At 52.4% G+C, this 17,327-nt stretch carries 18 protein-coding genes and 2 pseudogenes; 5 read left to right on the top strand and 15 right to left on the bottom strand.

Annotated features, from left to right (window positions below):
• Positions 1 to 4: 4 nt before the first annotated feature.
• Positions 5 to 397, top strand: a complete 393-nt coding sequence (pcaC, locus tag AD662_RS06450) for a 4-carboxymuconolactone decarboxylase (protein ID WP_014336968.1) — start codon at positions 5 to 7, stop codon at positions 395 to 397.
• Positions 398 to 622: 225 nt separating this feature from the next.
• Here the strand turns inward: pcaC and AD662_RS06455 are convergent, their stop codons facing one another.
• From AD662_RS06455 to AD662_RS06470, 3 genes are all read right to left on the bottom strand, one after another.
• On the bottom strand, positions 623 to 1,876 hold the full coding sequence (locus AD662_RS06455) for an OprD family porin (protein ID WP_053186110.1): 1,254 nt from the start codon (positions 1,874 to 1,876) through the stop codon (positions 623 to 625).
• 292 nt (positions 1,877 to 2,168) lie between these two features.
• Entirely contained in the window at positions 2,169 to 3,116 is a 948-nt protein-coding gene (locus AD662_RS06460; protein ID WP_053177781.1) for an IS110 family RNA-guided transposase, read from the bottom strand.
• Between the two features lie 961 nt (positions 3,117 to 4,077).
• Complete coding sequence (locus AD662_RS06470; protein ID WP_053186116.1) at positions 4,078 to 4,368, bottom strand: DUF3077 domain-containing protein; 291 nt, start codon at positions 4,366 to 4,368, stop codon at positions 4,078 to 4,080.
• A gap of 1,119 nt (positions 4,369 to 5,487) precedes the next feature.
• Between AD662_RS06470 and AD662_RS28165 the strand changes: the two are divergent.
• A pseudogene (locus AD662_RS28165) lies at positions 5,488 to 5,766 on the top strand (IS5/IS1182 family transposase); the annotation flags it as partial.
• Between the two features lie 456 nt (positions 5,767 to 6,222).
• Here the strand turns inward: AD662_RS28165 and AD662_RS29720 are convergent.
• The 10 genes from AD662_RS29720 to AD662_RS06510 form a co-directional block, all read right to left on the bottom strand.
• On the bottom strand, positions 6,223 to 6,501 hold the full coding sequence (locus AD662_RS29720; protein ID WP_235862404.1) for a hypothetical protein: 279 nt from the start codon (positions 6,499 to 6,501) through the stop codon (positions 6,223 to 6,225).
• 9 nt (positions 6,502 to 6,510) lie between these two features.
• Complete coding sequence (locus AD662_RS29725) at positions 6,511 to 6,786, bottom strand: hypothetical protein (RefSeq protein WP_235862403.1); 276 nt, start codon at positions 6,784 to 6,786, stop codon at positions 6,511 to 6,513.
• A gap of 595 nt (positions 6,787 to 7,381) precedes the next feature.
• Complete coding sequence (locus AD662_RS06485; protein ID WP_053179155.1) at positions 7,382 to 7,741, bottom strand: hypothetical protein; 360 nt, start codon at positions 7,739 to 7,741, stop codon at positions 7,382 to 7,384.
• Positions 7,742 to 8,230: 489 nt separating this feature from the next.
• Positions 8,231 to 8,473 (bottom strand): hypothetical protein, encoded by a 243-nt coding sequence (locus AD662_RS29195; protein WP_139213117.1) that lies wholly within the window; start codon positions 8,471 to 8,473, stop codon positions 8,231 to 8,233.
• A gap of 123 nt (positions 8,474 to 8,596) precedes the next feature.
• The gene (locus AD662_RS29200; protein WP_156334895.1) at positions 8,597 to 9,049 is read right to left on the bottom strand and encodes a hypothetical protein; all 453 of its coding nucleotides are present in this window, start codon (positions 9,047 to 9,049) and stop codon (positions 8,597 to 8,599) included.
• 66 nt (positions 9,050 to 9,115) lie between these two features.
• Positions 9,116 to 9,517 (bottom strand): hypothetical protein, encoded by a 402-nt coding sequence (locus AD662_RS06490; protein ID WP_139213116.1) that lies wholly within the window; start codon positions 9,515 to 9,517, stop codon positions 9,116 to 9,118.
• Positions 9,518 to 9,698: 181 nt separating this feature from the next.
• Positions 9,699 to 10,337 (bottom strand): T6SS immunity protein Tdi1 domain-containing protein, encoded by a 639-nt coding sequence (locus tag AD662_RS06495; RefSeq protein ID WP_053186131.1) that lies wholly within the window; start codon positions 10,335 to 10,337, stop codon positions 9,699 to 9,701.
• A gap of 245 nt (positions 10,338 to 10,582) precedes the next feature.
• Positions 10,583 to 10,981, bottom strand: coding sequence for an SMI1/KNR4 family protein (locus AD662_RS06500; protein WP_053186134.1), 399 nt, complete (start codon positions 10,979 to 10,981; stop codon positions 10,583 to 10,585).
• Positions 10,982 to 11,378: 397 nt separating this feature from the next.
• A complete protein-coding gene (locus tag AD662_RS06505; RefSeq protein WP_053186137.1) occupies positions 11,379 to 11,624 on the bottom strand; it encodes a DUF7660 family protein in 246 nt (81 codons plus the stop codon).
• 88 nt (positions 11,625 to 11,712) lie between these two features.
• On the bottom strand, positions 11,713 to 12,096 hold the full coding sequence (locus tag AD662_RS06510; protein WP_053186140.1) for an SMI1/KNR4 family protein: 384 nt from the start codon (positions 12,094 to 12,096) through the stop codon (positions 11,713 to 11,715).
• Between the two features lie 453 nt (positions 12,097 to 12,549).
• Here AD662_RS06510 and AD662_RS30070 point away from each other — a divergent pair.
• Together AD662_RS30070 and AD662_RS30075 are read left to right on the top strand one after the other, a co-directional pair.
• Positions 12,550 to 13,704: pseudogene (locus AD662_RS30070) on the top strand (FIST signal transduction protein); the annotation flags it as partial.
• A 372-nt stretch (positions 13,705 to 14,076) separates the two neighbouring features.
• Positions 14,077 to 14,577, top strand: coding sequence for a methyl-accepting chemotaxis protein (locus AD662_RS30075; protein ID WP_223471818.1), 501 nt, complete (start codon positions 14,077 to 14,079; stop codon positions 14,575 to 14,577).
• Positions 14,578 to 14,697: 120 nt separating this feature from the next.
• On the opposite strand, the gene AD662_RS06520 is transcribed toward AD662_RS30075, so the two are convergent.
• Together AD662_RS06520 and AD662_RS06525 are read right to left on the bottom strand one after the other, a co-directional pair.
• Positions 14,698 to 16,128, bottom strand: a complete 1,431-nt coding sequence (locus tag AD662_RS06520) for a diaminobutyrate--2-oxoglutarate transaminase (protein WP_139213115.1) — start codon at positions 16,126 to 16,128, stop codon at positions 14,698 to 14,700.
• Between the two features lie 36 nt (positions 16,129 to 16,164).
• The gene (locus AD662_RS06525) at positions 16,165 to 16,380 is read right to left on the bottom strand and encodes an MbtH family protein (RefSeq protein ID WP_018600641.1); all 216 of its coding nucleotides are present in this window, start codon (positions 16,378 to 16,380) and stop codon (positions 16,165 to 16,167) included.
• Positions 16,381 to 16,583: 203 nt separating this feature from the next.
• Here AD662_RS06525 and fhuF point away from each other — a divergent pair, with 203 nt between their 5' ends.
• On the top strand, positions 16,584 to 17,321 hold the full coding sequence (gene fhuF / locus AD662_RS06530; RefSeq protein WP_053186144.1) for a siderophore-iron reductase FhuF: 738 nt from the start codon (positions 16,584 to 16,586) through the stop codon (positions 17,319 to 17,321).
• The last annotated feature ends 6 nt before the right edge of the window (positions 17,322 to 17,327 follow it).

Here is a 17,327-nt window from a genome sequence, read left to right on the forward strand (position 1 = left end):
TTTTGTGGACGAGAAACAACGTTACGACGAAGGCATGCAAGTACGCCGCGCGGTGCTGGGCGATGCCCACGTCGATCGCAGCCTCAATGCCCTGACCGAGTTCAACAGCGAATTCCAGGAGATGATCACCCGTCACGCCTGGGGCGACATCTGGACCCGCCCGGGCCTGCCGCGCCATACCCGCAGCCTGATCACCATTGCCATGCTGATTGGCATGAACCGCAACGAAGAACTCAAGCTGCACCTGCGCGCCGCCGCCAACAACGGCGTGAGCCGCAGCGAGATCAAGGAAGTGATCATGCAGAGCGCCATCTACTGCGGCATCCCGGCGGCCAACGCCACCTTCCACCTGGCCGAGTCGGTGTGGGATGAATTGGGCGTCGAATCGCGGGCTTGAGAACCACCGCCAATCCCTGTGGGAGTCAATACTGTGGGAGCAAAGCTTGCTCGCGATGCAATGCCACACTCACCAGAAATGCCACTGACCCACCGCGATCGCGAGCAAGCTTTGCTCCCACACTGGATTTTCAGTGAGCACAAATTTTGTGCTCGGCACTGATCCCCCTGTGGGAGCGAGCCTGCTCGCGATGACGATGGTACAGCCTCCCTCCATGCCTGGCTTTTACAGCAAGCTGATCGGATAGCTGATGATCAACCGGTTCTCATCGAACTCATTGGTGCTGTAATCCCGACGCATCGTCGAGTTGCGCCACTTCACATTGAGGCTCTTCAGCGCGCCGCTCTGCACGGTATAGGCCAGCTCACTTTCACGGCCCCATTCCTTGCCGTCATCGACCGTGGCGGTGTGCACGTTGTCGCCGCTGATGTAGCGGTTCATCAGGGTCAGGCCCGGCACGCCGACGGCGGCGAAGTTGAAATCGTGGCGCAACTGCCAGGATTTTTCCTTGGCGTTGTCATAACTGGAGTTGTAACTGTCGTTGGCCAGGGTGCCGCCGCTGGTGCCGTTGACGCGCATCCAGGCATCGTCACCACCGACTTTCTGCAGGCCGACGTAGAAGGTGTTGCCGCCGTATTTGGCCGAGAGCATGGCGAACGCGGTTTTGTTGTCCAGGTCGCCGGCCAGCGCGCTGCCGTTTTCCTTGCCGGTGAAGTAACCGAGGTTGGCGCCCAGGGTCCAGTCGCCGATGGGCTGGCTGTGGGTCAGGTTGAAGTATTTTTGCTGGTAGATGTCGGACAGCTCCGAGTACCAGACGCCGACCTGGGTGCGTTTTTCGTTGAAGGCGTATTCACCGCCGCCGAAGTTGAAACGGTCGGAGGTGAACGCGCCACGGCCGTTCATCGACATGTCTTCCATGCTCGCGTCGTTGCGCGGGCTGTTGGCGCGGAACTGGCCGCCGTAGAGGCTCAGGCCGTTGATTTCGGTGGAGGTCACCTGGCCGCCACGGAAGGTTTGCGGCAGGGAGCGGCCGTCGTCGGAACGCAGGATCGGCAGCACCGGCATCCATTCACCGACCTTCAGTTCGGTCTTCGATACCTTGGCCTTGAGGGCGACGCCGAGGCGACCGAAGTCATCGGCCGGACGACCGTCATCGTGCACCGGCAGCAATTGCGTACCGGCCGTGCCGCGGCCGCCGTCGAGCTTGACCGAGTACATGCCCAGCACGTCCACGCCGAAACCGACCACGCCCTGGGTGAAGCCGGACCTGGCGTCGAGGATGAAACTCTGGGTCCATTCCTCGGCTTTGCCCTGGGTATTGTTCGGGTTGGTGAAGTTGCGGTTGATGTAGAAGTTGCGCAGGTTGAGGTTGACCTTGGCGTCTTCGACAAACCCCGATTCCGCCGCCAGGACGGGTAGGGCGGTACTGGTCAGGGCGGCGGCAATGAGGCTGGGGAACAGGTGCTGTATGGGCTTCATGGGCGTTGTCTCTATTTTTTGTGGACGAAGCGAGTTGCTGCCGCACGTTTGAGGTGCAGGCGCTAAGGGTGGAGCCAGGGTCGTCAGGGCGATTGGGGATCAGCCGGGTGAGGCGGGGTGTAGGGGCATGGCGTCGAACCTGTTGTTATTGGTTTTGTGCGAGCGATGGTGAAGGGCCGCCCGGGATCGGTTCAATTGCCGTTTGCGGGTTTTGGGCGATTATCGAACGGCAAAACAATCGATTGGATGGACGTATTCCACTGTGGGAGATTCTATGGTACGGGGCTACCCCTTAAATGCCTTTCGGTAAGTATTCGCTCTGGTTCTTCAGCAGGGCGAATACCACTCGGGCAAGCTTGCGGGCCAGTGCCACTAATGCTTCGGTTGTGCTGAGTCCCCGGGCCCTCAGTGCCTCATAAAAACCCTTCCATGCCGCTGTGCGCCTCGCCGACATCGCGGCGTTATGCATCAATCGACGTGCCTCTGGGTCACCTCGCTTAGACAAGCAGCGGCGTCCCTTCTTTTTCCCAGAATCCGATATACGCAGGTCTAGGCCCAGAAAAGCGATGAAGGCATCGGCATTTCTGAAATCTCCACGCTGAAACGACGTGAGCAAACGGGCACCGCTCAATAGGCCAATGCCTTCGACTTTCATGCAACGCTTGAGCTGAGCGCCCAAGCCAGCTGCTTCCAACTGCGTCTGGATTGTTTTCTCGAGCAAGATTTCCAGTCGTTGCATGGCCTTTATCTGGTGCTCAAACGCCGTTTTGAGCAACGGTTCGTTGGACCAACTTTGCTTGAGGCTGACACGCGCCTGGACCAAGGCTGCCCGGCGCCGGAAAAGGCTTATAAGACGGCAATACAGGGGCGAAGGCGGAGTCCACGGGTGCAACTGGTGGCCTTCGTTGTTCAAGTAGCGAGCCAACAACCGAGCATCCAGCGCATCGGTTTTAGCGCGAACTTTCACACCTTTGCGGTAATGGCTGAGCTCGTAGCCGCCGATCATGTAGATCACACAGCCTTGCGCATAAGCCAGGTCGGCGAATTCCTGGTGATAGATATTGGTGGCTTCGATGGCGACATCCACTGGCGCGGGCAGCTCCTTGAGCCACTTCTTGATCGCAGCTTTGGTGTTGGGGATCGCTTCCAGTCGATCTGTTTCTGCGTGATAAATCACTAACTCATCTTTGGCGACATCAACACCCACGATCGGCTTTGCGACAGAAACCGGCATTGCCATTGAAAATCCTCCGGGCTAAGGTTTGAACACTTGAAGGGTTCACCCAGAGGCGCAGGCTTGTTCCTATCGTCGGTCTAGGCCAGATGCATTCTTTATCGGCGCTTGGGTGAAAGGAGGAGGGGTGAAATCTCCCACGGTCTGTACTGCGGCTAACAGTCAGAATCGAGCTTTGTCCCTCCTCCTCCCTTCAAGTCCTACCATACAAGCGAGCTTGCTCGCGATAGCGGTGGATCAGCTGACATCGATGCTGAATGTGCCGACGCCATCGCGAGCAAGCTCGCTCCCACACTGAATCGAGGATGAACCTCGGTTTCTCGACTGCCACCCCCCTCCTGTGGGAGCGAGCCTGCTCGCGAAGGCGGTAGATCAGCTGGCATCAATGCTGAATGTGCCGACGTCATCGCGAACAGGCTTGCCAACTCCCTCTCTGCAAAAAAAAATCTATTTGGCAGCGATACACTGCTACCCACTCATGCAGGCCTTTTCAGCAATTCCAACTTCTTTATTTTCAGTAAATAAATCGGGCATCCCTCAGAGGTTGCCCCGCGGCCCCCTGACTTACGAGGCCCATTGAGCTTTTTCAGGATATACACCTTCCTTCCATAGCCTCGCCAACTTCATGCTTGCTCTCTGCGACCATCCTCCGTCCTGGTCTAGTGGGCACGCAGAAAGTACCGTCAACGTTCCCCGTACTTTGTTTAGCCTAAGAATACCAACGTCCATATCCCGCCCAAAAGAGTAATCAACGTACTCCTCGGTATCAGCAATCTTGTCCATTTCAATGTAAAAGGCCATATTTTTCAGTCCCTTCTTAATTACTTCAGCAGCGGACTTGGATATCGAGGAAAACCGGGGGGCAGAACACGATTTGAATTCACCAATAATCTCCCCCCATATTCCTGGTCTGCCCCAGCCTGTCCTCGTTCCGACGAATCGGGATGCTTGCAGTCTCGGTGCGTCGTTAGCTATTGGAGTGTTTTGATTCCCCGGGTCTAACCGTCATGACTTTCACTACATCGTCAATCACTGCTTTGCTCATCTCCATTAGATAATGAGCGGCCCAGGCATGACGGTCCGTCTTCCTTTCGAAGGTTGCGTCCTCTGCAAGCCGGTAGGCGAGATGTAAGAGATCTGACGCTTGTTGCAACGCTTCATTTAACGGGACACCGCCATTAACACGGAACAGCGGACGATCGGAGCAATAATGGAATGGGGTGTAGCCGATAGTTTTTGCTGCTGCTTGTTCGGTCATTTGCGATCTCCACTGACTGAGATGCAGCAGGACCGCGATACAGAGCTGCGGAGCAGATGAGGCCATTTGCTTGATCTATTGATATGCATTGTTCAACTCCCTTGATCCGAAGAGCTGCCGCATCCGTTACCAAGCGAATGGGTGGCAGCTGTGCGCAGGTTGGTAAACCGGGGAATCAAGGAAACCGGCACGTCAGAAAACGTCCCACGCACAGCTGCCATAAAACAAAATCGCAGGCCTGAAAGCCTGCAATCCTGTCCGTGCACTGTTACGCCTTATTCCACCGGGTTACCAAGCCCGGTCGCTGAATGTGCAGCGACATCCAGAGCGTAACGCGACAGAAAACCTCCGGCGAGAGGCTTAGGGCCAGAATAGTGCTTTTGGTGGGATTTTCAGAAGTTTCCTACGCGCGGACCCAATGCTCGCAGTCCCTCAAGGGCAGACACGTTTTGCGGACGCGGCTCAAATTCTCGAAGCACCTTTGAGAGGCCTGAGCACGCGTTGCGAGCAGGAGTACATTAAGAGGCACAGGTAATGGAGTAGATTTATGGGGATCCCTCAGGATTTGTCCCCCGTTATCCTGATACCTCCGACTGGCAAAACGTATCGCTCACCGAAGTGTCGATGATGATCTCGAAATGATCTTTGTCATGCTTGACTACCGGTGAAACTGAGCTGATTAGCTTGAGTTCAACGAGCTTCCCACAGATCTTGATCTTTTGGCGATTGAATGACCTTAGCTTCTCTTCATCAGTGCGATTTTCGACGTACGAACTGAAAATTTCTCGCTCGCTCCCTCCGCTCTGGACAACGTTAGGACAAGACGTAGCTTCGAAGTCTTCACAGTAAGCTATTGGCACTGCGAGTTTATTTACAATGCGCAGCTCGTATAAAAAAACTTGCTCTTCCAGATTCTGTGCCAGAAAACAACCAGATAGCACCAGCGGCAGACCCAACGTTTTAAGGACGTTTAGAGATATAAATAAGATTTTTGACATCGTTCTCACTCGCAATAGATCATTCAGATTTTGTGCCGCCAGAAAAATTTTTGTAAAGGAAACCGGGAATAAACCACGATTACCGAAAAACGTGTTCTGTTCCTAAGGGATCCCCTGAACCTACGATGCTGAAGCTCTGCGCCGCTACTGTGACCGTTACCGGATGCATCCAATAATTCCTCTGCGACCCATGAAATGCAAAACCAAGCCCGGCCTGCCCAGCTTTTTGTATCGGCCAAAATACCGGCCGCGAAACATCATCGAACGCATGTTCGGCTGGCTGAAAGAAAGCCGCTGCATCGTCACACGCCTCGACAAGCTCGCGAAAAGTTATGCTGCGGTGGTCTCGTTAGCTTGTGCTATGCGGTGTTTGCGACATTCCTTTTCGTACAGAGCCTAACTCTCCAGGAAGACCTCGACGTTGACCGCCCCAGTCTTGCGATCAACTCGTGATCGACTAATCACCTTTGCGTCCAACGGCTGCTCGGAAGGTATGTATATTTCAAACACGCCCTCGCCCTCAGTTTCGAATTTCCCCAGCGTCCAATTGGACTGATCCTCTTTCGACGGTTCCGGATACTCACTTAACGCCAGACGCGTAGCCTCCTTAGCGATTGGCTCCATTTCATCCAAGCTCATCAACCTCTTCATCACCATGGCTTCCACCCATTCAAGCTATCACCGTTCGGAACAAATATGCCTCGTTGCCCCATAGAATTGAACGCAAGGATACGCCAGGTATCGAGACGCATGCTCTGCGTGGCATATGGAGAGTCCTTTCGTACAAGTCGGACCAAAAACTTAGTCAACTCCAGAAGAGACAGCGCCCTTTTCTATTCCATACTGTTTCAGTCAATCAAAATACATCACAGAAGACTTGGTCTGCCCGCACTGCCCCAAAGCTGCCAACGAAAACTGGTTTTCGCCATATAACAGACTGCAACGAAACCGCCATCTCTAATGCAACCTTCGAATAATTCACACCACCATCAGAAGCCGGCTGCTGTTTCAATTCATCTAACGCATACACAACACTAGCTTTGTAACCAGGCCGAAACAACCGAGCGTCTTCCCTGTCATTGACATAAATACCAACAGCTCGCACCGAGCCGTCTTTTAGCTCTAAATCAAGCATATTATTCGCTTAATGCTTATCTTGCCCTGCAACATAAGCCCGCAAAATGACGCCAGAAACGAATAACAGCGGCATTTGTCCTTGGCGGACGCTATCCCACCAATCTACTGATCCAAAAAGCCCATAGGTTCCTTTAAGCCCCATAAGCGGGCGAGTTCTATCCAATGTTAAAGCTTGAGTCAAAGATACTCTTTCGTGATCTCTTTCCAAGTCATGCTCAAGACGATAAATCGACCTCATTGAATTATCATCTTCGCTCAAGCCAAAAATAATTGGAGAATTCATCCATCCAACCCTCAAAATAAATAATATTTTTTATCTCCAAACTCAGAATCTACTTTGCGCAATGCTTTTACCCGACAATCGCTAGCATTCTATTTAGCCTTTAAAGAGCGTAATAAAGCGTTAATAGCACTATTTCAAGTGAGCTAGAATTTTACCCCCCGTTGAGCCCTCTTGATCTTATTCTACGACCAACTGCCAACCTCCACTTCTTGCCTCTTCTTGCGTCAGATCCACAACATCTCTTATTTCAAAAGCCTTTTAATCAAGATTCGACTGTTGATTTAGCAGCTTACGCTCACAAACTATCGTCAGAGGCTGTCGAACCTTATCACCAGAAACCGGATAAAATCGTTTTCCGATAACATCAACATTTGAGTTACAGCCTTTACAAGCGAGAATCGTAACTCCATCTGACAACTCAAATTTTTCGACCACGCTCATTGTAAATTTCATTTATTAGAGCCCTATCTTTCTGTTGCCTTCTGACTTCTCAAGTGCGTTGGTCGCCGTGATCCAATCTGAAAATCTCGCCATCGGCAAAATCCGTCATCACAACGCTACCAATAACAATATTATCTTTATCACGCTTGACATGTCAGTAGTCAATTCGCAGCTCACCTCGCTTGCCTAAGTTAACAATACGGACCAACTGAAATCCCATTGGAAGTACCTTATCTCGAATCAACTGGGAAACCGCATCTTCCAGAGCATCAGGTGTGACCAAGTCCGCTGAAATGTGAATCCAGTACGGTACGTTTTCATGCGCATCTTCGTCTGAAATAGCGACGGAGAAAGTCATGCCACCAAGGGAACCCTTAAAATAATAACCATCAATGTAATTACTGCTCTCGCGCTCTTCCCTATCATTAACGCCTAGGGCGTCAAAGAATTTTTTCGCAAATGGTCGCAGTTCCACGCGACCAGGGTGCACACCAAGCAGGTTTACATATTGCATTGAATTCAACCTCTAGGAACGATTGGTTTCACAACAATTGACAGCTGAAATTCCTCAGGGACAGACCACGTTTCCTAATGGATCGGCTCCAAAATTTCAATTGGATACAGACCATCATCAGAAAGCCGCTTTAGCGCTTTCTGAGTAGCATCAACATAATCAATTCCAGACGCATAGCAACTTACATATGCCCCAGAAAAATCAGACGGCATGATTGACGACTCAAGCGGCCGAACATGAAAAGGAATAATAAAATCATCGCCACCTTTACGCCTCTACTTAAGGAAAAAACGGAGACAGACTACGTATCCAAACCAAGACAGCATCGCTTTCCGGGCGCCCCGGTCGGCCTTACTGAGCTCCCCGTACGATCATTGCTTCAATTTCATCAGAAAACGTGGTCTGTCCCCGTTTCTCGCAAACTCAAGTTGCGTTGGCAGAGAATCAAAGTGATCTGCCCACTGCTCTTTTATGTGCTCGGACCAGTCTTCATAGGGAAGCGACTTTCATCAAATAAATTCGAGTTTCAACAAGACGATTTCGCACTTGATTCACATCAAAAACAAAATCTCCACCTTCAGGACGATAGCACGCCAAAACTTCCACCGTCGCTTGCAAAAAATCATCGTCTGGATAAGCGTTATCAATCAACACTTCTAAACGATTAGCAGCTTCAACACTTGTATCTCTCCCATCAATAAAATGATCTAACAACGTCACTATCACTTCCATATTAACTTCCCCTTGATAAATTAAAGCGGAAATCCACTCTCACTTCTAGCTCAGCAAAAAAATCGTGCCATACTGGAAAACAGTGACCGCGTGCCGCTATCCGTCTCCGCGCCTCATACCACCTCAGGAATCCTCAAAAGAATTTACTACCAAATCCAACTGCTCGATCAAATTTCTAGGCGGCCGAGTATTGACATATGCTTGAGCCAAAGAAAATGGATCTATGACTTTTCCTGATCCAGCCCCCCCAAACTCTCCAATCACATACCACGAAAAGGTTTTTGACTCAACGCTTTCATCAACTACCCAGCACCCGTCAAATTTACCAACAAGCCACTCCCCAATAAAATAGCCTATTCTTGTCATCAACCAAATGCGATTGCTATCGCTCACATCTTGCGCTGCCATATATTTACTTATATAAGGTAGAAATTTTTCAGGCACAATCAGTATTTCATGCGGACTTTCACAACCTAATATTTTAGCAAAATCATGTAGAACGGGCATACGTTCCTTGCGAAACACGTCAAACCTGTCCTTTCTCTTTTTTAACTCAGTCTTTTCTTCATCCGTCATCTGTCTCATAACCTTCTCTCACATTATTTAGCGCGTTGATCGATGCGATAAAACCCAAAGGCTATACTATTGGCAAAATTGATCGCTTACCGCCCTATTAATGATGATCTCAAAATGGTCCTTGTCACGCTTAACTATTGGTGACACTGAGCGAATCAGTTTGATATCAAGGACCTTTCCACATGCCCTGATGTTTTGACGATCAAATGCCTCTAAAATCTCTTCATCATCGTCATTATCAACGTGCGAAATGAAAATTACGCTGTAGCTTCCGCCGCTCTGGACGACCTCAGAACAGGTCGTAGCATCGAATTCGTTGCAATATGTTATTTGTATTTCTAGCTTATTTTCAATACGAAGCTCGTCAAAAAAAACCTGTTCCATTTCTATCAGACAACAACTAGACAACGCCAGTGGCAGAACCGTCACTTTAATAACGTGTAAAAATATAGATAAAATTTTCGACACCACTCTCACTCGCGATAGATTGGGAATATTTTTAAGGCATTATCTTATTAGCCACTTCAACATCTATTGAAGACACCATAAAAATTCTCGACCGCATTGTTAGCCTCATCAGACTCCACCAAAGATTCCCTAGTATGCGTCAAGTGAAAAGAGAGATTTTCACCAGAGTAAAAATGTGACTCTACCCTCCTTCCCCCTCATCAGTAAGCACAATATTCGCCACCAATGAACCTAGAGGAAGCTCCTTCGTTTTCCTAATTATTTGGCCTATTAATGTCCAGTAGACATCAAGGTCTGAAACCTCTAGGTTTTCGACAATATCTTTACCACCGAGAAACAATGGCACCCTATAGCCGATACAGTCTTCATAGCTAGGAGCAGCACCTTGAGCTAGCCATTGAATATGGAAGCTAACAGCTAAGGCCGCTTCTCGGAACTCCATCAATTCTTCGTTATGAAAAGTCACGATATTGCAGGGAATCTCTAGCGCCTCTCCGGTTCCTGGCTCAAACATAACAACTCCAGAATGCCCCCCTTCCAACCGACCTGAATCCAGCGCAAATATGCGACCTAGCCAATCGTAACCAAAGCATTGCACACGCCCATCGAAATTGGGGAACGCATATTCAATGACTTGGTTCCACTCACTAATCGAGCCAGGCGCCATCACTCGATATAATGCTCTATCAAATGAACACCCTCCAAACTCCGACATCAGTTCAGACACCCCATAAGCGTCACCTTTAATATCCAGAGCAGTCAGGCCTTTATCGACTACACGATAATCCTCGGAGAAAGAACTGCGAAAAATATCATACATGCATCAATCTCCGATCTTCCATATTGTCAACTTTAAAAAACATTGGAGCAGTTCACATTTTCTACAGTATCCGCTTTTGTTACCCCTGCTCCTTTCGCCTACCGCTGACAACTTGATTCCAATAGCGCACAGCTTCAAAATGCTGTTGCCTCGTCAACCATGTTTTGTTTTCTGGGCTTATTGGATCGCCACCTAAAATGACCGGTACGATCTCGAACAACTCCATTCCCTTGGGGCGCCCTGGCTTATTCATCCTCGTTTGCCAACCGAGCAAATAGATCGGGGAGATCGTAGGCTAGCGTTTCGGCATACCGCCGATCCATGCCTATAAACGGGATGCGCACTATCGGCATCGCTGCGTCATTGGTATCGAAGCCATACCCCTCTCCGCCTCCGCTCGAAGCGAACAAGAAGATGCCCGGAGCATAGACTTCTACTTCGTACTCCCGATTGAAGTCGGCCAACTCCTCTGCACTCCAAAAAACAATGTAATTCTCGCCTATGAAACCCTCGCCACCATTATGCTGTTTGAGAAAGTCGATATAACTTTTTGGAAGTGCCATACCCGAGTGAGTCGAGAGGTCATTGAGGATCTCGGATTCAGCTGGGCCATTGAACTCCCCCTCTGTCAAATGATATTTCATAGCTAACAATACCTACTCCAATCAGTTGGTTCGTCTGACGGACTTTCCTTTTCATCTATAGCCCACAGCACCAATTTCTCTCCCGTCAACCAAAGTGGAACTCCCGGCGTATCAAATATCTCTTCAATAGAAACCAGAGTTATTAACTCACCCTATGATATTTGACGGCAAACTCGAAAACCTCGCTCCCCTACCCTAAGATCTATCAATCGATGTACGTCAGGGTACTCACCATACTTTTCCGAAATTATTTCTGGATGGATGCTGAGCACTTTAAACAACTCTGCACTATCACCAGACTCAAGATATCGAAACAGAGCAGATTTAAGTTGACATTGAATGCTCAAGCAAACTCTCCCAATAGCTGACACATGTAGGGACAGGCCCCGAGAATCCACTATCCCTCGTAAACAGTAGCAGCAATTAACATTTCCGCAGCAATCCGCCAAGTTATTTTATCAACATCAACAGCCTCCCCCATATTTTTGTAATACCCACCCATGTCATTCGCGAAACCTGAGAGCCCCAAAAGAAACTGATCCAGAGTATCGTTCTGCCACTCATCACGATTACTTACATAATCCCGACTTAATATCTCAACAAAATCGATAAAGCCTTCTCTTGTTGAAACAGCCATTGGCATTCACACAACTCATCACTCGTCATAATTTATTCCCGGGAACAGATCTCTGTTCCGCGCTCCCACTACAACGGCACCCCGCCCGACATATTTAAAGCACACATCCGTCAGCAATCCAATCAGTTAACGACATACCGATCCTTTTAAATTCATCAGGATCCATACTGCCTTGATCCACCAAGTAGACACCTTTACCAGCAAGCGGAAGCATTATAGAACGGCCACCACTATCGTCACCTATAGTAAGATAGGCTGATGCATATTTTTCCACCTCTAGGGTCTTATTCCTCTCAATAAGCTCACTGGAAGAATATAAAATCACACCATTTTTCAATGAAAAACCATCTGCCAAATTAAGCATCTGCACATAAGCATCCGGCAGTTGCACGTGAAAACCTTCTTGCAACTCAACCAACCTAACACTCGAGATAGCACCATTGACTATAGCAACTCCTCCAACATTCGAAATATTCATTTACCCCTCCCAGAAACATGGTCTTCTCCCGCTACCCCTACCCAACCTCCTTTCACTCATCAACCATTAACTCAAAAGACTCCGCTAAAACATCCCAATCCACCCTCAAAAATTCGCCTCATACTTATCACCGCCTCATGAAGGGGGGTCCGTCTCGCGCCTAGGATTGCTTGTGGCGGCCATAACAAGTAGCAAGAGGCCATCACCGAAGCATAGCGGCTGCCATTTTTTCGTCTAGAGGTCAGAGACTGTTTTTTCATCGCCCTCCCCTGGCACCCATACGAAAGTCGCTGGCCAACAGACCTAGTAAACCCCAACCAAAAGCCCCTATGGACCCTCCCCGCAAATAGCACAAGCTCACGCCCATACAAGCCCCCCGCCGTGACCGCTACAGAGAAAGGACTCCGCACGCATCCCCCGTACGCATCACGTCGCGCTCAACCGAGTCCTGCCATGAACCTACTGAACCTCTTCAACACAGCCCGAGCCCGTACTCCAGGGGCTGTCAGCGTGGTCTGCACCTGTGCTGAACTCGACCAGACGCTGGCCAACATACGTATCACCCCAGTGCTGATCACCGGATTCGTCTCCCCGCACCTGGACATCGACCAGATCGCCGCCAAGGTCAAGAAGCGCTTTGCCCACAGCGCCATCAGCCTGTGCACGACGTCAGGTGAGCTGTGCAACGCTGCAAACACACTGTATTGCCAGACCGGCGAGTCCTGGGATCGGGTGGTGCTGCAGCTGTTTGATGCCAGTGTGATTGTGTCGGCCGAGGTGGTGATGGTGCCGCTGGAGTGCGAGGACATTCGCGGTGGCGGCAAGCGCTTGACCATGCGTGAGCGAATCGCCAGGTTGGTGAGTAACATCAAGCAGGCGCAAGTGAGCACGCCGATTGACCATCGCGATACCTTGGCCTACGTGGTGTTCGATGGTCTTTCGGCTTCCGAGTCGTTCTTTATGGAGGCACTCTATGAGTCGGGACGTTTCCCTTGCCTGTTCGTCGGTGGTTCAGCCGGTGGCAAGGCCGATTTCAAGAAGACCTTGATCAGTGACGGGCAGCGCAGTTATCAGAACCACGCGCAGATTGTCTTCCTGAAAACCGCGGCGGATGTGCGCTTCGGGGTGTTCAAGAGCCAGAACTTCCAACCGGCCGGGCTGACGTTCAGCGTGCTGACCGCGTCGGTCGAAGACCGCACCATCGACCAGGTCATCGACAGCCGTGGCAACATCAGGAGCATGGTCCAGGCGCTGTGCGATGCATTCGAGTGCAGTGCGCAGGCGCTGGAAAAGAAGCTGGCCGATTATTCCTTTGCCATCCGCGTGGGCGATGAGCTGTTCGTACGTTCCATTGCCCGCATCGACTATCAGCAGCAGATCATCCAGCTGTTCTGCGACGTGGCGCCCGGCGAAGAGCTGGTGATGGTCAAGCGCACGCCCCTTCACGAGGCGACCCGACTCGACTACGAGAAATTCCTCAAGGGCAAAGGCGGCCGTCCGGTGGCCGCTATTCTCAATGACTGCATCCTGCGCCGGCTCAACAACAGCAACGACCTGGGCAGCATGGCCGGTATTTTCGGGGATGTGCCCTTGGCCGGCTTCTCGACGTTTGGTGAAATCCTCGGTTTGAACCTTAACCAGACACTTACGGCGATTTTCTTCTTCAGAGTCACCAAGGGCGCCAATTTTGTCGATGAGTACGTCGACAACTTCATCGCCCACTATGGCGAGTTCAAGGCGTTTTTCCTGCGTCGCCAGATCAAGAAGCTGGCGGGTCTGAACCATGTCGTGGTCAAGCAGATCATGGCGTTCAAGATGAATGATTTCAGCAGCGCCTTGGACACGCGCGGCCTGGACAACACCATCCTGCCGGTGTTCGACGGCCTGACCGATCTGGGCCAGGTATTGGCCCAGGCCAGCCAGCAGCAGGCGCTGATGGCGACGCAAATCAAGCATTACTCTGGCGAACTGCACTTGTCGATGGATGACCTGACGGGCACGATCGATCGACAAAACAGCGTCGCCGAGCAGGCCGGTACGACCGTCGAACAGCTTGCCACCCAAGCGGGTGAAGCGGTGGTCGGCGCCCGTGCGCTTGCCAGTTCAAGCTTGCGTATTCAGTCGATCGTACAGGTCATCCAACAAATCGCCGGACAGACCAACCTGTTGGCCCTCAACGCCGCCATCGAAGCAGCGCGCGCCGGTGAGATGGGCAGAGGGTTTGCGGTGGTGGCTGATGAGGTCCGCAAACTCGCGGAAATCACCCGCAAGAATGCCGCGGAAATCGGCGTGGACATTGACCTGCTCTCGACGGAGATCCAAGGCGTCGCCCAACAGATCGAAGACCAGTCCGTCGCCGTCAGCGCCCTGCGCGAGATGCTCGATGCCCTGGAAGACTCGAGCCGCACCACCGAAGGCACCGCGCAACGCACAAAGGCCATCGCGGACACCTTGACGGGGCTGACTCACGCCAGCGCTTGAGCAATTGCCGCAGATACCCTGTGGGAGCGAGCTTGCTCGCGATAGCGGTCGGTCAGCTTGCGCTGAGGTTGAATGTGCCGCCGTCATCGCGAGCAAACCTGGCTCCCACATTGCTGCATCTCACGCGATATGCAACGCCCGGCCCTTGACCTCCACGAGGGCATTGGCCAGGGCAACCTGGAACAGTTCGACCAACACGTCGATCTCCTCGGCCTGGATGATCAATGGCGGCAGGAACCGCACAACGGCACCATGGCGCCCCCCGAGCTCCAGAATGACGCCCAAGCGCAGGCATTGACGCTGGATTGCCTGGGCCAATGCCGTATCGGCTGCTGGGACACGACTGTCGCTCGCCGTGTCACTGACGATTTCCACACCCACCATCAGTCCTCGGCCGCGTACTTGGCCCAGGCAAGCATAGCGGTTCTGCAACTGGCGCAGAGCCCCCATGAGTCGTTGCCCCATGACATCGGCATGTCCCGGCAAGTCTTCGCTGATGATATGGCGCAGCGTCGCAGCCCCCGCCGCCATCGCCATTTGATTGCCGCGGAATGTACCGGCATGGGCACCTGGTTTCCAGGTATCCAATTCTTCGCGGTACACCATCACGGCTAACGGCAGGCCACCACCGATGGCTTTGGAGAGTACAAGGATATCGGGCTCGATATCCGCGTGCTCGAACGCAAACAGTTTGCCGGTACGACCCAGGCCGGTCTGGACTTCATCGATGATCAGCGCCACGCCGAACTTACGGGTCAATTGGCGCAAGCCCTGGAGCCAGCGTATCGGCGCAGGGATCACGCCGCCCTCGCCCTGCACGACTTCGACCACCACCGCCGCAGGTGGCAGCACACCCGACTCCGGGTCGCTGAGCAGTTGTTCGATAAAATGCAACCCGGCATCGACACCGGCTTCGCCGCCAATGCCAAACGGACAACGGTAGTCATAGGGGTAAGGCAGAAATTGCACATCGGCCATCAGCGAGCCCAGTGCCTGTTTCGGCCCCAGGTTGCCCATCAGGCTCAACGTGCCCAGCGTCATCCCGTGGTAGCCGCCAGAGAACGACAGAATCGGTTTGCGCCCGGTGGCCGTCCTGGCCAGTTTCAATGCCGCCTCAATGCCATCGGCACCGGTCGGCCCGCAAAACTGGATGCGAGCGTGACGGGCAAAGTTTTCCGGCAGCGCGTTGAACAGGTCCTCGACGAAGCGATCCTTGACCGGTGTCGTCAGATCCAGGGTGTGCAAGGGCAAGCCGGAGTCGAGCGTTTGGCGCATGGCCGCGATGGCTACCGGGTGGTTATGCCCCAGCGCCAGAGTTCCCGCCCCCGCCAGGCAATCCATGAACAGCTGACCTTGGGTATCACGAACATAGAGGCCATGGGCCTCTTGCAGCGCCAACGGAATACGCCGTGGATAAGACCGGGCATTCGATTCACGGGCCGCCTGGCGCTGAAGATACGGGTTGGTGTTCAGTTCACGCGGTGCTTGCTGGCGAAACTGTTCCAGCGTGAAGGTTGCGCTGGATGATAGACGGGGCTGGACGCTTTCCATATTGAATCCCTGAGGTAAAAACTCTGTCGCGGGCGATCAGCCCTGTCCTTGTACTTGCATGGCCTGGCGCAGGCTCAGCGGGCGCATATCGGTCCAGACCTTTTCGATATAGTCCAGACACTCTTGCTTGCTGCCTTTCATGTCGAGCGTGCGCCAGCCATTGGGCACGCTTCGATAATCCGGCCAGATCGAGTACTGCTCCTCATCATTGACTACAACCAGAAAGCGCGTATCCGGACTGTCCAAACTCATTGCTTGCTCCTTGACTGACATGGCGGAAAGACGCCTACGATACAATACTAATGGTAGCGATTCTCATTAATTTTTAAAAATTCATACACTGTTCTCAAATTTCCCTATCGACGATGAACAGTCGCAAGACGGCAACGCCCTGTTTATACTTCGAGCCCCTCTGAACGATAACCTCTCTCAATTCGCGGTCCACGGATGAGTCGATGATTCCCAGCCTTGCCCCGCTGTTCACCGGTCCGCTTGCCGAGCATGGTGAAAAGCTGCAACTGCGCAGCCATCCCCGTACAGACGTACCGGGTGACAGGTTCTTCCAGCATGAGTATTTCAGCGCATTCGTCGACGACCTGCAGGTCCGGTACAAAACCGATGAGCGCCTGGCCCTGGTGTCGCTGTGGTCCAAATGGTATTTCAGCACCTTCCTGGCACCGGTGATGGCCGCCAATCTGCTCCAGCAATGCGATCTGCCACTTGCCCTTGCCGACACCGGGATACAACTGGGCAATGACGCCAGGCCACAGGCGTTGCACTTGGTCCATGCCGGCCAGCCTTTGCCACCCTGCACGGCCTTCGAGCGATTTCATACCCTGGTCGAGGATCATCTGGAGCCCGTCATCGAAACCTTGGTCCGTGTCTCCCAGGCATCGCCCCGGTTGTTCTGGAGCAATGCCGGCAACACCTTCGAGTTCGTCACCAGCCGCATCGACCTGCACCCATTGGCCAACGCGCACAGCACCGCACCGGCCAAGGAAATCCTGAATACCCGCCTGCGCCCGAACGGCCGGCGTAATCCTTTGTTCGCCCCCGTGCAGTACCACGATATCGGCGAGGACGAGCCACAGCGCCTGAGGCGCATCTGCTGCATTCGCTACCGCCTTCCCGGCGTCGGCTATTGCAGCAGTTGCCCACTCGATGAATGCAAACGGCAGGAACAGCCCGTTTGACTGCAG

The organism is Pseudomonas kilonensis (assembly GCF_001269885.1).
Classification (GTDB): Bacteria; Pseudomonadota; Gammaproteobacteria; order Pseudomonadales; family Pseudomonadaceae; genus Aquipseudomonas; species Aquipseudomonas kilonensis.